Here is a 17,121-nt window from a genome sequence, read left to right on the forward strand (position 1 = left end):
GAAAAACATATGATAAATAAATTTACAAGAAGTCCATTTTAGAATTTGTGATTCTCTTTACTCTTGTTTTCGAATGAAATTTCATCTACACAAAAAAGCCAATTCCTAAGTACTAGCTAAGGAATTGGCTTTTTTTTAATGAGAATATTTTATGAATAAATGGATTGCTTCTTCTGGTATATAGAACTTGCCATTGCTTTCTACAACGACACTACCTAATTCATATTCTTTATTCTTAATACGAATTATATTTTTATTTACAAATAATTGAGCTTTTACATTATTACGTTTTACTATGAGCACCGGGTTTTCTGCATCAGTATTATCTATTGCTACTGTTGCACCTTTTCGTTTAAAGGCTAATTCACTCTCTACAAATAATTTGTTTGTTACTTCTTCTAAGTTAAAGTCCATTGCTTTCGCCATCGTCTTCGCAATGTCTGTGTTTTGGATCAAACCTTTTGGCTTTTGAGGACCGTAAGAATATAAAAACACATCCTCACCTGTATGGCCTCCTGTTGTGAAGCCTATGTTCGCATGATTGGCCAATAATGTAGTAAGTATTGGACCTACATCCGATTTCTTTTTTGCTGCTTTTACTCTTTCTTTTTCATCATAAGTTAAATTGTCCAAACCGTATAATTTAGCTACATCTTCTACATTTGATAAATCAGATTTTAGTTTATTTGTAGCACCTTCAAGTGTCATTTTCGATTTTTTTAATGGACCAATGTATGCAGAGACCGGCGTAATATTATAGCCTTTTGTCGTATTCGCATTCCCAATAGAAATACCGCTGTTACCATGATCAGTTACAGCTATTAACATCGTATTACCATCTTTTTTTGCAAATTCCAATGCTTCTGCAACTGCGTTATCAAATGCTAATACATCACTAATCATCCCTATTGGATCGTTCACATGAGCTGCCCAGTCTGGCTTACTTCCCTCTACAAATAAAAAGAAACCATCTTTATCTTTTGATAGTGTTTGAATTGCTTTTTCCGTCATTTGAGAAAGTGTTGGTTGCTCCGGATTTGTTGCTTCGCGATCCATATCAAACGCAAGAGCATTATGTGAGAAAGAGCCCCAAATTTTCTTAGATTTAGAGTTCAATAATGCATCTTTCGTTTCAACAAAGTCGTATCCTTTGTTTTGAATCACCTTTACTAAATCTTCACCATCTTTTCTTTTTATAGGTAGCAGTGCCTCTTTTCCCCCACCTAATACGACATCTATATTTTGATACACTTGCTGCTCCGCAATTACGTCAAAACGCTTACGGTTAATATGGTGAGCAGAAAATCCAGCGGGAGTAGCATGCTGAATTTCAGCTGTAGCAACTATTCCAGTTGCGCGACCAGTGCGTTTGGCACCTTCTAAAACATTGGCAACTGGACGTAACTTGTCCTCTTCTTTGATTGATTTTAAGCCAGGTGAACTTACAATAGAAGGTAATATACCTACATATCCTGAATTCGATTTATTCCCCGTCGCTAAAGCTGTAGCTGCTGGGGCTGAGTCTGTTATAGCTGATTCCGCCGAATAGGTACGAACTCCTCCTGTTACAATTTCATCTAGTGCAAGTGGTTTCCCTTTATACAAGCGAGCTAATGTCGTTGCTGAAGAACTCGTTCCGTCCATAACCATTATGATTACATTTTTCGGTTGCCGTTCTACTTGTTTCACCTTAGCTTCCACCGTATGATAATTCATCATGCTTTCCGTACATAACATACTTAGTGTGATTGTTCCTACTAACAGTAACCTTTTCATCAATAAACCCAAATTCGACATTGTTGTTCCTCCGTATGTTTCACATTCATTTATATACAAAAAGATTTCCACAACCTATATATGTTTTATTAGTCCCCAATTTTCATGAAGCTAACAATCATTACCTTCACTTTCTTTTATTAGTAAAGCAACGAACGATACATATCATAGCTTTTTATGTTCAAATAAATAGAGACCACACCTTTTTTATAAAAACGTCTTATCATTCTCTTCACTAAAATTTGTTTCTCAATAAAAATCCGATTGAAATAAATAAGAATTTATTGTTAAACGATAAAATTTATGTTAAATTAAAATGATAATTTAAAAATGAGGTGCTTTATATGAACCAAGGATCAACACTCTTTTTAAAGACAGCAATTATCCTTATCGGTATTCCTGTTTTTGCTTTGTGTATATTTTTAATTCCTAATATTGGGAATTACGCAGCGGACTTATACCCGGATATTGCATATATAAAATATCTTGTTTTAATCAATCTATATGCAACGGTGATACCTTTTTATTTTGCTCTATATCAAGCCTTTAAACTTGTAAGCTACATTGATAAGGGGAACGCCTTCTCGAAATTATCTGTTAGAGCTTTAAAAAAGATAAAACAATGTGCTATTACAATTAGTGTATTATATGTAGTAGGTATGCCGCTTTTCTATCTTGTAGCAGAGAGAGATGATGCACCAGGTATTATAATAATTGGCATGATCCTTATCTTTTCTTCAATGGTTATCGCAGTCTTTGCTGCCGTTCTCCAAAGACTTTTAAAAGATGCGATAGATATAAAATCAGAAAATGATTTAACGGTCTGAGGTGAATAACATGGCAATAATAATTAATATTGATGTAATGTTAGCAAAAAGAAAAATGAGTGTAACTGAACTTTCAGAGAAGGTTGGAATTACAATGGCTAACCTTTCTATATTAAAAAATGGAAAAGCAAAAGCAATTAGAATTACAACTTTAGATGCTATTTGTAAAGCGTTAGAATGCCAACCAGGGGATATTTTAGAATATCAACCGGAAGATACCGAATAAAAAGAGTCCTTCATACGAGAAGGACTCTTTTTATTACATATTACGGCGCAAAACTAATTTGACCAGTAAACAATAATATAATCGTGATAATCCAAAATATAAATAATGATAAGGACAGTATTATTGAAATAATAGCAATCCCCTTCTTCTCTGTTTGTTTCGTTATCGTAATGCTAGAAAGTATGATACCTGCAACTGTGAGGGCAACTGTAATATAATCTCCCACTACATTACCCACATTGGCTATCCTTGTCGGTGTAATAAAAACGAACAGAAAACATAAAACACCGATGAGTAAAGATATGTAGCTTATTATACTGTACTTCTTTTTAGGAACTATTTCAGTTTTCATACTAACCCACCCTTTCTCTATAGCTATGTGTTTATATTAGCATGAATACCCATAATTTGGTTAAAACAAAAAAAACAGATAAAGTGGACACAACCACTTTATCTGCCATTACATTTCTACCTAATTACTAACCCAGCTATTTCTTCTTTATCGTTATAAGTTACGATAAAGGTACGTTGTTCTTTACTATACTTTGCTACAAGAATAACAGTATATAAACCATCTTTTTCTTCAATCGATTTTTTCTCAATTTTTTCGAATGTACCAGCTTTTTCAATTATAGGCGTAAGTTCTTTCATTTGCTCTTCTGATAAGGCTGATTTCATTTTACTATCAAATTTTTCATGTACTTCTTTATACTTTGCTTCATTTAATAATGATACAATTTCTTCCGCCTTCAGAATAAAGTTTTTTGATGTACTTTCATCTACTTTATTACCGGTACATGCTGCAAGCGCGAACGCCGCGATAGCACTTATAATAATAAGTAACATTCTTCTCATTTTCATACACCCTTTCTTTTTAAAGTGAAACTATAACTAAAAACGAGTAAAGCACAAATTGCTATTGAAACTTCTGACATAATGATCCCGCTTTTCCCTGGTACATATAGCGATATAATGCCAGCTAATGCATTTGCAGTTCCATGGATGAGAATTGCATAGAAAACATAACGAAATTTCTTTTGGGCGACAGCTTGTAATATAATGAAGGAAAGTCCAATATGCAATACCATCGCGAAGATGCGCTCAATACCGCCCAAATAATAACTGTCACCATTTTGAATGACTGTTTGTGACAATAATAGGAATATTACCGGGATACCAACTATCAACACCGCTTCAATACCACCATGCCCTGCTCCAAATAAAAAACCAGACTGCCAATCTCGTTGCTTCATAAAATAACGCATTGCGATAAAACGAGCTATCTCTTCAAAAATTCCAGCTGATAAACTAAGCAAAAGTACAAATAATACAGGCTGCATTATTGAAAACATTTGAAAATCTGTGCTAATTCCATTTACATAATTCAGTATTGGTATGCGGATAAATATTTGCGATACAACAAAAGCCAATACACCTAACATATATGGAATATAGCGTTTCTTCCAAACAGCATATAAAAGTGCTACAAGCGGTAAACCAAAGCAAATCATTGTTGTAAAAATAAGTCCATTCATCTCGCTTCACCTCTTACTTGAAGTGTATAAAAACGAGTGAAGAAAGTATGTAGTTCTTTCCTATTCGGTTTCATTTTCATCATAGATGGTCATTTCATCTCTTTTAATATGAGTGTTTGCGTGAAATAAGGACTTACATAAGTTGTTTCTAACGTCGCGTAATTTGTTTTATTCATAATCCGTTTTAACGAAAATAGCCCGTATCCTCTCGCTCCTGCTTTACTTGAATGGTTTTTCTCATAAATTTTTTGCAAATCAATCGCTTCACTCTTTGAACTATTACGTACGATAAAATATTGTCGTGAATCCATTTCAAAAAATGCGATTTGCAATATCTTTTCCTCACTATGTACTGCTTCTTCAATTGCATTGTCTACCAAAACTGAAATGATGCGAATAAATGAAATGATCGTCATCGAAACACTTTCAATGCTCTCCGGTATATCAAGCATTACTTTTATTTGATGCTGCTGGGCAGTGCCAACTTTCGCCCTTAATACACTTCTCACTTCAGGAATATGTATACGAGATAATTTCGCAATATCAAGTTCATGATCATTTATTGTTTTTAACGTAGGTGCTATAACGTCATAGTACACTTGCTCAATTTCTTTCACATTTTTCGTACGTATTCCCTCTTCTAACGATAGTAATACATTCATATAATCGTGACGGAAACTAGCAAGCTCATCATGCATATCCTCTAATTTCTCCACATAATCTAATAACTCTTTATCCAAACGTTTTTCATGCTCTTCTTGTAACTTTGCTCTCGATAAATGTGAACTTATAAGTACTATGATGAATAATAATAAAAATACAATAATCGCTGAAATATAACTTACATCACTGTATTGTTGATTTAACTTTGCTAAAAACGCAGAAGATGGCCGAGTTAAAATTAGTTCAATAATAAATCCGGCAATTAATAATATATAAGTTACATAGTATAGCCGACTACCTACTATATATTGAGCAATTTTTTGAATTCTTTTACGAGCTACTAAAATACCGATAAAAGTAAGTGTCGATACGATAAGATGAATAATACTACCTGTCCATAAATATAAATTGAATGTTGTTAACATAAAGATTTTCATTCCTAAATCAAATAGCAACATTTTCACTAACGTTATAATCACCATACTCACTAGTGCAAAATATACATTATGCTTAAATTTCAATTCATTTTGCATTAATCCTAAACTTATTAAAAATAACACAATCGTACTATTCAATTCTGGATATCTCGTTACTGTTACGACAATAGCAAGTAAAATAATGAATATCGCACTTAAAGCTATTAACATTCTATATGACAATCTATTGTACCGGATTAATTGAATGTATAAAAACGTATGGCTTATACTAGTAAGCAGTATTGCAAATAAATCATAAATATACATTACATCTCACCCTTTAAGATGTTGCGTACTTTACTGAATAAACGACGTGATACTGGAATACGTTTCCCGCTTTTTAAAACTATCATTTTTTGCTTCGCATCATAAGAAGACAGTTGCTTCGTATTCACGATATATGATTGATGACAACGAAATAAACGTTCATCTACTAATTCAATTTCTTTTAAAGTCCCATAAAAATAAACAATTCGATCTAACGTCACTAATGCTAAACGGTGCGGTTCATCGGTCATAACATATTCAACTTCATGAAACGGAACCCGCACAGTTGCATTACTATTTTCAACGATAAAGTCATCGGACGGAATAATATGCTTATTACGCGCTTCATATTGGAGTAAACATTGTTCAAAAACGTTACGCCTCTCCTCGTATGGCAACCCTTTATCAATAAAAGTTAAAGCTGATACCATGTATTGATATGAAATAGGTGCAAATTCAGAATGCGTCGTTACAAACACAATAATTCCTTGCGTATCATACTTTCGTATCTCTTGTGCCACTTGTAACCCTTTACGTTCTTCTCTTTTTATCTCTATATCTAAAAAATAGATTGGGATATACTTCGCCTTAGGAATGTTAATAATGATGTTTTCACTTTTACTAGTTACCTCTATAAAATCAAAAGGCAACATATACTCCTCACAAACCTCTTCAACTAACCGCTTCATTTGCTGCGCTTGTATGACATCATCTTCTAAAATAAAAATACTCATGTAATCACTCGCTTTATTGAAATCTTTCCATCTATAGATTTATCTATAACTATATAATTCAAATTGTTATACTAATCTCCTTCCCAAGAATTAAAATAATTAATTTGCTATTACATAGAGAAACCTCAACTATTCAAGCAAAAAGTTGAGGTTTTCTTCAAATCATTCTATAACTAAATCTGCCTGATCCTTCGGCAATTCCGTTTCTAAATAATAATCCTCTGCTTTCCAATACCTATTTTCAAACTTTGAAAGGTTTTTCTGCGTTTCTTCACTCTCACGTAGAAACCGTGTCTCTCTTGGACAATCTAAATACACCATATAATGAAAGAAATCTCTCCATTCTTTTCTCTGTAGAAAAACACCTTCTATTACAATTACGCCTACTATGGGGATCTGTACTTTTTTCATCTCGCTTGAGTCTGTCTCATTATTATAGAACGGTAATTTCAGTTTTGTGTCATTTTGTAACTTCTGAAAAAACTTCTGCCGAAGCCATTCAATATCCCATTGTAAATAATAATACTCATACCATTCTTCATAGCCAGTATGATACCTTTTATTACGTTCTACTATATGATCATCAATATGAAAAATATGGAACGGAATACTTTCTTGTTTCATATTTTCTTTTAAGTTTGTTACAAATGTTGTTTTACCCGATCGACTTAGTCCATCAATACCTAAAATGAACCTATTTTCTTTATGCTTCTTCATAACATTTATAAGCTCATTTGTACGCATTACTTCTTCCACTCTTCTTTTAATAACGAGTATAAAATTGTATCATGAGCAACTCCATTTTGAATCATATGTTTTCGAAGTAATCCTTCTTCTTGAAACCCTGCTTTACTTAATAATTTTTGAGAAGCTTTATTTTCTACATATACAACAGCTGCAATTCTTATAAGTTGTAACGTTTCAAACCCGTAAGTTAAAATCGCCTGTAACGCTTCCGTTGCATACCCTTGTCCCCAATATGTATCATCTAGTTCATAACCAATTTCAGCTCGCTTATGATGCTTGTTTATTAAATGAAATCCGCACGTTCCGATTAATTGGCCCGTACCCTTTTTCTCAATTCCCCAGCGAAATACAGTTCCTTCTTCATAACGATTTTTAAACGTTTGAATAGTCGTTTTCGCTTGCTCAATATTTTCGAAAGAATCCATTCCAAAATAACGTATAACAGATTCTTTTGAAAAATAACGGAACATCATTTCTGCATCTAACAGTGTTAGTTCTCTTAATTGTAAACGTTCTGTTTCTAGTTTCGGAAACCCCATCTCTTTTTCTCCTTCTATTCTAATGAACTGCAAATTTCAATATAATTCCCATCTGGATCGGCAATGTATGCAATTGTTTGTCCCCACGGTTTCACAATTGGCTCAACTAAGATTTTAATACCTTGCTCTCTAAATTGTTCGATTGTTTCTTGTACATGATCAACAACGAATCCCAATTCAAAATGAGAAGATTGTAACTCACCTTCTGTAAGTGGTAGTCCTGTTAATTCTTTCACATCTTGCCTTGTGTTCATCGCTAAAATTGTAGAACCAGTATTAAATTCAATATATGTACCATGCTCTGCTTTTATAGGTAACTGTAAAATATCTTTATAAAATCTTAAACATTCTTCAAACTTTTCTACATATAAAATGATGTACTTCATTTTTAAATTCATTTTACATCCTCCTTTATATCCATCCCTAAAATTTCGACAAATGTCTCATAAAAACCTTGTTCCTTATAGCAACGAGCACAAAAAAACGAGGCCGATTTCTCGGCCCCCCAGCTTATTGGCATAAAACAGGAGATTTGGTTTGGACATAACCAGTTCGTACTCTTATTATATTTTATTTTTTCTGAATTTTGAATACTTTGAACACCCATTTATATTGAGAAAGTTTTTTTCTTGCATAAAATTAATGAGTTTAAGAAATGCTACAAATGGAGGTGTATACATATGGAACCAATGCTATGTCCAAGCTGTAAAACGAACCGTACTCGCTTTAATATTCTTGAGCAACAAGTAAAACCAGTCAAGTTAAATCCACAAACTGGTCAAGTAGAAGAAGAATACACAAATGAAACGATGAATGCTTTTCATATGTCCTATCAAGGACCAACATATAGAGTCCAATGTGCTGTATGCGGACTTGTTGAAAACCCAGAACAATTTATTAAACCTGCGCAAAATCAGTCTTTTTCTTAAACATTTTTATTACCCCCTACCACTTTTCTATAGGGGGTTTTTTGTTTCATATGTTAATGAAAAAACATTTTTCTTCCTTATTATAAATTACACCTCACACCTTCTTTGTCATCTTTTATTTTTTGATCCTCAATATGAATCGTTTTTTCTTCATTTATTATTTTCGGGATATTGCGGTTTAATCTTTGCAACTATTAATCCCTTACCTTTATATAGAGTTTTATTATATAAAAAAGAGCGAACAAAAATGCAATTATATAAAACCAAAAGAAGTTAATCCCGATATTTCTCCCTACAAAAACCAAAAGAAGTTGATCCCGATATTTCTCCCTACAAAATCAACTTCTTTTTAATTCTACTTTTTATTATAATATTTCACTTTTTAATTTCTTAATTTTCCAAGTGAGTCTTATAAAGAAGTACATCCACATACAACCTGTAAGACCTGTCATAACTTTCGCCCAAATTGGCACTCTTGATTCCATCGGGCTTAAAAATAGGTTATACATTGATGGTAATATACTTACTGATATAATAACAAGGAATAGCAATAACTCATTTAGCTTTTGTACCCTCGTCTCCTTTTCTGAGTATATATCAGGTAATTCATTTACCTCTTCTACTTCTTTACAAAAATAATTCCATTTTGTGAAACTTGTTACGCGTTTCCAACCAGACATTTCGTATATTTCGAAGTACTCTTGTTGTTGTTCTTTCGAATCTCTATAAACCAATCTAAAATCAGCTTTATATATTACATCTTTTGGCTCAGTTTTCTTAAACTGATACATTAAATTGTATTTTTGTAATGCCCAACCTTGCTGATGCATCTTTCGTAAAAAAGCTTCTTCTTTTTCTAAATTCCATGCCGTAAAAAACTTAAATACGCTTTTAGTCTCCATCTTCCATTCACTCCCCTAAAATACTATTCCCATTCCTTACAGATCTCTGCAACCTGTTATACTCTAGCTCTAACACTTCTCTACCCAGTGGTGTTAACTCGTAACACTTCTTTCTATCTGTAGAGGCAACTTCAACTATTAACATCTCTTTTAGTAACTTTGTCGTATTCCCATATAAAGTACCTGGACCGAGCTTTACTTCTCCATTTGTCATCTCTTCTACCATTTGCATAATTCCGTAACCATGCATTGGTTTCACTAGTGATAACAATATGTAATATGTCGCCTCTGTTAACGGAATATATTTTTTCGCTTTCGCATTCATAATAACCACCTCCGATACATCGCTTCTTGATATATCGACTGACGATATATCGTATATCGATATTGTATAACTACATTCCAAAATATGCAAGTATAATTTAATAACTGGATATTTATTTCTTTGAATTGAAAAATCATATCAATTTTCTGAATAATTTGTTAAAATATAGAAATATCCGTTTATATTTTGAAAGGAATGATACATGTGATAAATAAATTGAAAGAAAATATAGGATCAGTTTTTGTCGGTAAAGAAAATGTTGTTGATTTATTACTTGTTTCTTTGCTTGCTGATGGACATGTACTGCTTGAGGATGTGCCTGGTACGGGGAAAACGTTACTTGCGAAAACACTTTCTAAAAGTATTGGTGGTAATTTTTCTCGTGTCCAATTTACACCTGATGTACTTCCGAGTGATGTAACAGGTATTGAATATTTCAATCCGAAAACGAGTGAATTCGAATTAAGACTTGGACCAGTTATGACCAATATTTTGCTTGCGGATGAAATTAACCGCGCTATGCCTAGAACACAGTCTAGTTTATTAGAATCGATGGAAGAACGACAAGTAACGCTTGAAAAACAATCTACTCCTCTTCCGAAACCGTTCTTTGTTATTGCGACGCAAAATCCAATTGAATCACAAGGAACGTTTCCTCTACCAGATGCACAGCTTGATCGTTTTTTAATGACAATTTCAATTGGTTATCCATCTCCAGAAGATGAACTACAAATGATGCGACGTTTTCGTAGCGATGTACCACTAGAAAGTATCACATCTGTTATTTCTTTAGATGATATTTTAGAAGCACAGAAACGAGTAAAAGAAATTTTCGTATCAGAACCGTTAGAACATTACATTATTAAACTTGCTCATGCTACAAGAAATCATGATTACATCGCTAATGGTGTAAGCCCGCGTGCCACATTAGCTTTAGTACGCGCAGTTCAAGCACTAGCCTTTTTACGCGACAGAGAATATTGCACGCCAGAAGATATACAATTTTTAGTTCCTTCTGTTTGGAATCATCGTATCGTCTTATCAATGGAAGGGGCATTACGCACGACAAAAAATGAAATTATACAAAGGATTTTAAAAGAAGTTGACGTACCAGTGGAGATTGAACAAACATGAATGGACAGCGTGTTGTAACTGTACCTTTATTTTTCCAACTTCATATTATTCAATTAAGTGTGCCAGGTGCTATACTATTCACATTTTTTATGCCACAACGAATCATTATGTTTTTCTTTTTCTTCTACTATTTATTTGCGATTTTTATTTATAAATATGTCGCTTACATAGAGAAGAAATTTGAAGTTATAAATGAGAAACAAACTACTCGGCTTTTTCCTAATGAATCTGGGCAATTTTTTATTCATTTAAAAAACGGAGCAAATATACCACTCGTTAACGGCATTTGTTATTTCCATTTAAATCCGTCCCTACTACCACAAAAAGATCAAGGAATTGCACAAATATCAAAAACACTATTCTCTTTCCCGTTTTCACAACCTGCTCATTCGGCGCAAAAGTGGGATTTAACATTAACCGCAACGAAACGTGGTGTGTTTCAAATTGAACAGTTCGAATGTGTCTTGAAAGATCCTTTTCATCTTTTAACTGTACATTTGCCCATTTTTGATAAATTACGGACTGAAATTATTGTGTACCCTTCTCCTAAAGAAGTAGCAGGCTTACAAGAACTACAGCAACTTTTAACCGGATCTTATCGAACGAATTTTTCTTTTTACAATGATGAAACATCTATTATCGGTGTTAAACGATATGAACGCGAATCTTTCCGTTCTATTCATTGGAAAGCATCCGCTAAAATGCAGGCATTACAAGCGAAACAATATGAACCTGTAAAAAATTATAGTTGGACGATTTGTCTTTCTTTAGCTGCTGATCGCGGATTTGGTTGGAAAGATAATATAGAAGACCTTATTTCATTTGCAACATACATTTGTCAATACGCAACGAAGCATCAAATACCGTTTGAACTATTTATTAGTGTATTAGCTGAAGGTGGTCCTCTGCACTTACCATTAAACGACGGGCAAACACATTACGGAATATCTTTAGAGGAATTAGCGCGTATTTCAGATGATAGTACTTTACTTCCGAAACAAGGATTTCTTCATTATGTAACGAGAAAAAGAGAACGATCGTCTACAATGATATACATTGGTTTACAGAGAAATGAACTCCCTCTTCTCTCTCAGCCTACGTTTCTCATTACTAACGAAGGGATGGTGGAAAAGCTTGAAAACTTGGCTTTATCACGTTAATGACTTTATTCTGCTGCTCCTCCTTTCGTTATTAACGGAAAGAGATGAACTCATCGGCATTGCTATATTTTTAGCAACAGGCTATATTGGAGTATTTCTTATCCATAAACTAATGAAGAAAAAAACAACAGGTTTTGTCATACTGTTAATGACTCAAATAATTGGTTGTTCTATCTTTCTCCCTTTCTCTCTGTTTGGCACAATTATGTTACCGCTTTTCTTCTTTATCGTACATGTAGTTGGACCCGGATATCCAGTTCAAAAGTCATTAGGTGGTATTGTATGGTTTAGTATTTCAGCCATATTTTATGCGCCCTTTCCACCTTTGTGGAAACTATTACTTTTAGTTTTACACATTATGATTACATTTTGGTTAACCGGGATAAACCGTAATCAACAGTTATTACGTTTCGCTTCTCTTATTACGATAGGAATAATTAGTGCTTTCCTTATTCCTATTTTCCCATACATTCGGCTTCTTTTTTCTTATGTCGTACAAGTAGTTGCTTTAGGATTTGGATACGCCATTAATCCGTTATTTTCGGCAGCTGAATCAAAAGAAACTGACGATTTTTGGTCGAATAAAGGGAATTTAAAAGATCCTCAAATTAAAGATGAATTTGGACAACGTGCTTTTGATCCAACACTTATAAATAGCATTACAATAATAGTCTGTACAACCATTGCTATTTACGTCGTTTGGAAAATAATAAAAAAACGAAAACAATTCAGTTTACCAAATATGCCTGCCTTCGAATCTACTATCATTACTGATAAAGAAGGTATGAGCCAAAAACGTTTGAAACAAAACAAACCGCCACATAACGAAATTCGAAAAGAAATTTTCAAACTTGAAAGTAAGTTAACTCCTCCTTTAAATAGAAAACGAGGAGAAACTGTTGAAGCATGGTTAGGACGAATAAATAGTGAAGAAGATGTAAATATTGAGAGTCATATTGTTATAGATGCTTATAATACAGTGCGTTATTCAAATGAGGAAAACACCGTACTGTTACATGAATTTAAGGAAGAGATTCAAAAACTCTATGCATATCAGAAGCGTTTGAAGAAAAGAAAGAAATAACACAACAAAAAGACTCCTATTTTTTCATAGGAGTCTTTTTATACTTCTACGTTACTTGTTAAATTGAAGCATTCTTCCCTGCTTCAATTTCTAACGACTCTTCATGCCACCAAAGTGTTTCTTCAGGGTCTTCTTTAGCGATTTGGTGTGCTTCTTTTTTCGTTTCTACTGTAGGATATGAGCCTTTTAGCGCACGTCCTGAAGTTGTAACGAATAATACACTAAATGCGACTAATCCAATAATACTTACACCTGCTAAATAAAATGCTGGTGCAAGCGGGTTACCAGTAGCATGAACTAAGTATGAACATACGAGCGGTGTTGTTCCACCGAATATTGATACAGAAATATTAAATGAGATCGAAAGTGCTCGATAACGTACATCAGTGAAAAATAGTGATGGTAATAATGAAGGTAGCGTTCCTTCATATACACTTAGGAAGAATCCTAAAATGAAAATACCTGCAAATATAGCAGCAATATGTCCGTTACCTATTAATATAAATGCTGGAATTGCAAATACAGTTAAACCAAGTAAACCAATTTGCACGACGCGTTTATTACCAATTTTATCACTTAATTTACCGAAATATAATGCCAGTGGAATCATAAGTGCCATCGTAATTGAAATAATTAATAAGCCAGTTGTTTCTTTGACTTTAAGTACTTGAGTTAGATAAGAAGGAATATACGAAAGAATCATATAATTCGTAATATTAAAGAAGGCGACAATTACTGTGCTTAATAAGAAGTCTTTTTTGTGATATTTTAATATATCCATAAATGAAAATTGTTCGTTGTCTTCAGATTCCTCTTGTGCTTTTTCCATCTCTTCAAAGATGGGAGATTCATCTAAATGACGGCGTAAATATAAACCGACCAAACCAATTGGTGCAGCTATTAAGAAAGGAATACGCCAGCCCCAGCTGAGCATTTGCTCATCTGTTAACAATAACGTCAAAATGGTAACAATTACCGATGCAGCAATGTAACCTGAGAGTGTTCCAATTTCAAGACCACTACCGAGTATACCACGCTTTTTATCTGGAGAAGATTCTGCGATATAAACCATTGCTCCTGAATATTCGCCGCCTGTAGAGAAGCCTTGAATCATTCGCGCAACTAAAAGTAGTATTGGTGCCCATACACCAATTTGTTCATAGGTTGGTAGTAATGCGATGAATAATGTAGAAAGTGCCATTAAAATAATAGTAGTACTTAACACGATTTTTCGGCCGTACTTATCTCCTATTCTACCAAAGAATACACCTCCGATTGGTCGAACGAGAAAGGCTGCTGCAAATGTACCGAATGTAAGTACAAGTTGCAATCCACTATTATCAACACCTGAGAAGAATAATTGACTTAAGATAACCGCTAAATACGCGTATAATCCGAAGTCAAACCACTCCATTGCATTCCCTATACCAGTAGCAACTACTGCTTTCCTGGCTTGTTTAGGATTGACAATATTAACGTCTTGAGGTTCAAAATTTAAATCATTATTTTGTTGCATATAATAAATCAGCTCCTTTTTTAATTTAACTTCTTTAAGCACACCTTCTCTTATTGAATAAAATTAATTCGAAGCACTTAAGGAAAATCAACGTCTCCTTGTCTGTTATTATTATTTCACATAATTAATTATTTGTCCAATTAAATGCTCTTTTTGTATAAATTTAAACCCTATTTAACTTTTTATAAAATGAAGTTTAGGCTATATAATATATACCTTTACACTACAAATGAACCTTTCATTTATTTATATTTATAACGTTTCTATAATTGCTTCCTATAACCTAGAAACCAGTAACTTTTACTAAAGATTTGCATATATTTAAAAAGTGAACTCATTAGCTCGAATTCTGTTTTATTACATTCAACTATAATATTATTATAGTTTTAAAGGAGGCTATTTTATGTTGGAAATAATACTTTCACTTACTACTGTTTCTTTTCTCTTAATTATTTCTGGATTTTTCATTACCTTAAAACAATATAAAGAAATTAAAAATATAAAGACTATATTAACTACAAAAAAAGAAAATGAGAAAACTCCATCCGAAAACTCCATCCCTCTGCAATTAGACCTTAGCGTTCTCAATAATTTACTCGCTTCTGGAATAAATAAAGGTTCTAATACAAGTAAAGAAAATTGTGAGTCTAATAAAACTAAATGATTGTTATGCTTATAACAAGAAGAAAATATATCTCCTCTTTTATCTAATCTTATTAACAACTACCTCTGATTAAAAAGGAGACTGCTTATGTGTAAAAATTCAATTTCTATTATTATCCCCATACAACATAAAATAAAAAATTTACCTAAAATTTTGAAAGCATGTGAACAACTACAACCTTTTGAAATTATCCTTACTATCATCAGTAGTGTCGATGATTCTATTGATATTGCGCGATCTTACAATTGTGAAATTATTACACTAAAAGAGCCGATAGAATCTACTAATTGTTATGTAATTGGTGCAAAAAAAGCAAAGGGAGAGTACCTCTTATTTTTAGATGAAAATTACATTATTCACTCCTCCTCACTTATACAATTTCTTCAACCATTACTAAAACAATCGGCTGACGTCGTATTAAATAATTTAGATAATTTTTTCTATCAAAAACAACAGCCAAATATAGCAATGATTTGGCAGCAAGTTACGAATCATTTTTTTCATCGCCCAGATTTAAATGTTAACTCCTTATTATTTCCTCCCTATGCAATGACAAAAGAAGTACTTGAGGTAATTACTTCAGATAGTTTATCAAATCCAATATTGGCACAAATGAAAATTATTGAACATAAATTTCGGATTTGCGATCAATTAAACATTTCTATCCCTCAAGTTCCCTTTTTTCCTTCAACTCAACTCATTCATTATCATCTTGCAGCCATTGCAAATTGGATCAATCTAGTGCGAGATCAAAGAGGAAACTATACCGATAATAATCGAAAGCGGGATATTATTTTAGGGCTTCACAACGGGGAACAAAAATCCACTCCAAAAATAATTACAGGTAAAGAGTTTTATTCGAATACTTATGGAGATAAACAATTATCAGTTATCATCCCTGTTCAAAATGAAGAAAAAACGATAGAATCTGTCATTTTTGAGGTGCAGAAATTAAAACCTTTTGAAATTATCGTTATTGTTAATGGATCAACAGATAAAACAGAGGAATTGGCGAAGGATTGCGATGCAACAGTTATTAGTTACGAAGAAGCACTTGGAAATGATACGGGACGTGCTGTTGGTGCCTATTTTGCCAAAGGTGACATATTATTATTTATAGATGGAGATTTCTTAATTTCTAGTTGTGATTTATTACCATTTGTACAATCTATTCAAAATGGCACGGACTTAGCTTTAAATAAACTAGATTACTACTATATGTATCGTCTCCCCTATTCTATCGTCACCGCATGTAAATATGCTATTAACTTAGCATGTAATCGAAAAGATTTAGGTATGGGATCCACAATTGCTGTCCCTCATGCTTTTAGTCGAAAATGCATTCATACAATTGGGTTTGATTCACTTCTTTCACCAACCTTAAGTCAAGTTAAAACAATTTTAGCAGGCTTTCATGTGCAAAATGTCCATTCTGTCGACGTCGATAAAATGAATCGTGTTCGACCTGAAAAACACTTCTCTGAGCAAGGTTGCCTTTCATTAGCAACACAACAAATCATTGGTGATCATATAGAAGCAATTTCTTACCTGATCGAACAAAAAGAGTACTTTTAATTATACATCCTGCCTACTAAATAATATATTATCTCATTTTTA

General features: G+C 33.1%; 20 protein-coding genes. 8 read left to right on the forward strand and 12 right to left on the reverse strand.

Going from position 1 to position 17,121, the window contains the following annotated elements:
* Positions 1–135 precede the first annotated feature (135 nt).
* Complete coding sequence (locus tag DM800_RS23895) at positions 136–1,797, reverse strand: alkaline phosphatase (RefSeq protein ID WP_147787741.1); 1,662 nt, start codon at positions 1,795–1,797, stop codon at positions 136–138.
* A gap of 323 nt (positions 1,798–2,120) precedes the next feature.
* Here DM800_RS23895 and DM800_RS23900 point away from each other — a divergent pair, with 323 nt between their 5' ends.
* Both DM800_RS23900 and DM800_RS23905 read left to right on the forward strand, forming a co-directional pair.
* Positions 2,121–2,603: a DUF2975 domain-containing protein gene (locus tag DM800_RS23900; protein ID WP_147787742.1), complete on the forward strand. Its 483-nt coding sequence runs from the start codon at positions 2,121–2,123 to the stop codon at positions 2,601–2,603.
* A 10-nt stretch (positions 2,604–2,613) separates the two neighbouring features.
* Positions 2,614–2,829, forward strand: coding sequence for a helix-turn-helix domain-containing protein (locus DM800_RS23905; protein ID WP_000974615.1), 216 nt, complete (start codon positions 2,614–2,616; stop codon positions 2,827–2,829).
* A 40-nt stretch (positions 2,830–2,869) separates the two neighbouring features.
* Here DM800_RS23905 and DM800_RS23910 read toward each other — a convergent pair whose 3' ends face one another.
* The 8 genes from DM800_RS23910 to DM800_RS23945 form a co-directional block, all read right to left on the reverse strand.
* Positions 2,870–3,181: a hypothetical protein gene (locus DM800_RS23910; protein WP_098858110.1), complete on the reverse strand. Its 312-nt coding sequence runs from the start codon at positions 3,179–3,181 to the stop codon at positions 2,870–2,872.
* A gap of 116 nt (positions 3,182–3,297) precedes the next feature.
* A complete protein-coding gene (locus DM800_RS23915) occupies positions 3,298–3,684 on the reverse strand; it encodes a DUF3887 domain-containing protein (protein ID WP_098858109.1) in 387 nt (128 codons plus the stop codon).
* A gap of 2 nt (positions 3,685–3,686) precedes the next feature.
* Entirely contained in the window at positions 3,687–4,364 is a 678-nt protein-coding gene (locus DM800_RS23920; RefSeq protein ID WP_147787743.1) for a YhfC family glutamic-type intramembrane protease, read from the reverse strand.
* Between the two features lie 89 nt (positions 4,365–4,453).
* A complete protein-coding gene (locus DM800_RS23925) occupies positions 4,454–5,770 on the reverse strand; it encodes a GHKL domain-containing protein (protein ID WP_147787744.1) in 1,317 nt (438 codons plus the stop codon).
* Positions 5,770–6,504, reverse strand: coding sequence for a LytR/AlgR family response regulator transcription factor (locus DM800_RS23930; RefSeq protein WP_147787745.1), 735 nt, complete (start codon positions 6,502–6,504; stop codon positions 5,770–5,772). Before DM800_RS23930 ends, DM800_RS23925 begins: the two co-directional genes overlap by 1 nt.
* Before the next feature lie 162 nt (positions 6,505–6,666).
* Positions 6,667–7,248, reverse strand: coding sequence for a kinase (locus DM800_RS23935; RefSeq protein WP_147787746.1), 582 nt, complete (start codon positions 7,246–7,248; stop codon positions 6,667–6,669).
* The gene (locus DM800_RS23940) at positions 7,248–7,790 is read right to left on the reverse strand and encodes a GNAT family N-acetyltransferase (RefSeq protein WP_088063816.1); all 543 of its coding nucleotides are present in this window, start codon (positions 7,788–7,790) and stop codon (positions 7,248–7,250) included. The genes DM800_RS23935 and DM800_RS23940 overlap by 1 nt, the downstream gene beginning before the upstream one ends.
* Positions 7,791–7,804: 14 nt before the next feature.
* Positions 7,805–8,188, reverse strand: coding sequence for a VOC family protein (locus DM800_RS23945; RefSeq protein ID WP_001049855.1), 384 nt, complete (start codon positions 8,186–8,188; stop codon positions 7,805–7,807).
* Positions 8,189–8,470: 282 nt separating this feature from the next.
* Here DM800_RS23945 and DM800_RS23950 point away from each other — a divergent pair, with 282 nt between their 5' ends.
* Positions 8,471–8,719, forward strand: coding sequence for a hypothetical protein (locus tag DM800_RS23950; protein ID WP_048547666.1), 249 nt, complete (start codon positions 8,471–8,473; stop codon positions 8,717–8,719).
* Between the two features lie 365 nt (positions 8,720–9,084).
* Here DM800_RS23950 and DM800_RS23955 read toward each other — a convergent pair whose 3' ends face one another.
* Together DM800_RS23955 and DM800_RS23960 are read right to left on the reverse strand one after the other, a co-directional pair.
* A complete protein-coding gene (locus tag DM800_RS23955) occupies positions 9,085–9,621 on the reverse strand; it encodes a DUF2812 domain-containing protein (RefSeq protein ID WP_088609179.1) in 537 nt (178 codons plus the stop codon).
* 7 nt (positions 9,622–9,628) lie between these two features.
* On the reverse strand, positions 9,629–9,946 hold the full coding sequence (locus DM800_RS23960; RefSeq protein WP_131934331.1) for a PadR family transcriptional regulator: 318 nt from the start codon (positions 9,944–9,946) through the stop codon (positions 9,629–9,631).
* Positions 9,947–10,150: 204 nt separating this feature from the next.
* On the opposite strand from DM800_RS23960, the gene DM800_RS23965 reads away from it, so the two are divergent.
* Genes DM800_RS23965 through DM800_RS23975 form a run of 3 tightly spaced genes read left to right on the forward strand, consistent with a single transcriptional unit; the run spans position 10,151 to position 13,324 of the window.
* Positions 10,151–11,080 carry an AAA family ATPase gene (locus tag DM800_RS23965; protein WP_147787747.1) on the forward strand — a complete coding sequence of 310 codons (930 nt, stop codon included), beginning with the start codon at positions 10,151–10,153 and terminating at the stop codon, positions 11,078–11,080.
* Entirely contained in the window at positions 11,077–12,240 is a 1,164-nt protein-coding gene (locus DM800_RS23970) for a DUF58 domain-containing protein (protein ID WP_147787748.1), read from the forward strand. Before DM800_RS23965 ends, DM800_RS23970 begins: the two co-directional genes overlap by 4 nt.
* Positions 12,215–13,324 carry a DUF4018 domain-containing protein gene (locus DM800_RS23975; RefSeq protein ID WP_147787749.1) on the forward strand — a complete coding sequence of 370 codons (1,110 nt, stop codon included), beginning with the start codon at positions 12,215–12,217 and terminating at the stop codon, positions 13,322–13,324. The genes DM800_RS23970 and DM800_RS23975 overlap by 26 nt, the downstream gene beginning before the upstream one ends.
* A 58-nt stretch (positions 13,325–13,382) precedes the next feature.
* On the opposite strand, the gene DM800_RS23980 is transcribed toward DM800_RS23975, so the two are convergent.
* A complete protein-coding gene (locus DM800_RS23980) occupies positions 13,383–14,840 on the reverse strand; it encodes an MFS transporter (RefSeq protein WP_088063937.1) in 1,458 nt (485 codons plus the stop codon).
* Between the two features lie 403 nt (positions 14,841–15,243).
* Here DM800_RS23980 and DM800_RS23985 point away from each other — a divergent pair, with 403 nt between their 5' ends.
* Both DM800_RS23985 and DM800_RS23990 read left to right on the forward strand, forming a co-directional pair.
* Positions 15,244–15,504, forward strand: coding sequence for a hypothetical protein (locus DM800_RS23985; RefSeq protein WP_087984622.1), 261 nt, complete (start codon positions 15,244–15,246; stop codon positions 15,502–15,504).
* An 87-nt stretch (positions 15,505–15,591) separates the two neighbouring features.
* Positions 15,592–17,079: a glycosyltransferase gene (locus tag DM800_RS23990; protein ID WP_098133127.1), complete on the forward strand. Its 1,488-nt coding sequence runs from the start codon at positions 15,592–15,594 to the stop codon at positions 17,077–17,079.
* The last annotated feature ends 42 nt before the right edge of the window (positions 17,080–17,121 follow it).

Source organism: Bacillus sp. AY18-3, assembly GCF_008042305.1.
In the GTDB taxonomy this organism is placed as follows: domain Bacteria; phylum Bacillota; class Bacilli; order Bacillales; family Bacillaceae_G; genus Bacillus_A; species Bacillus_A wiedmannii.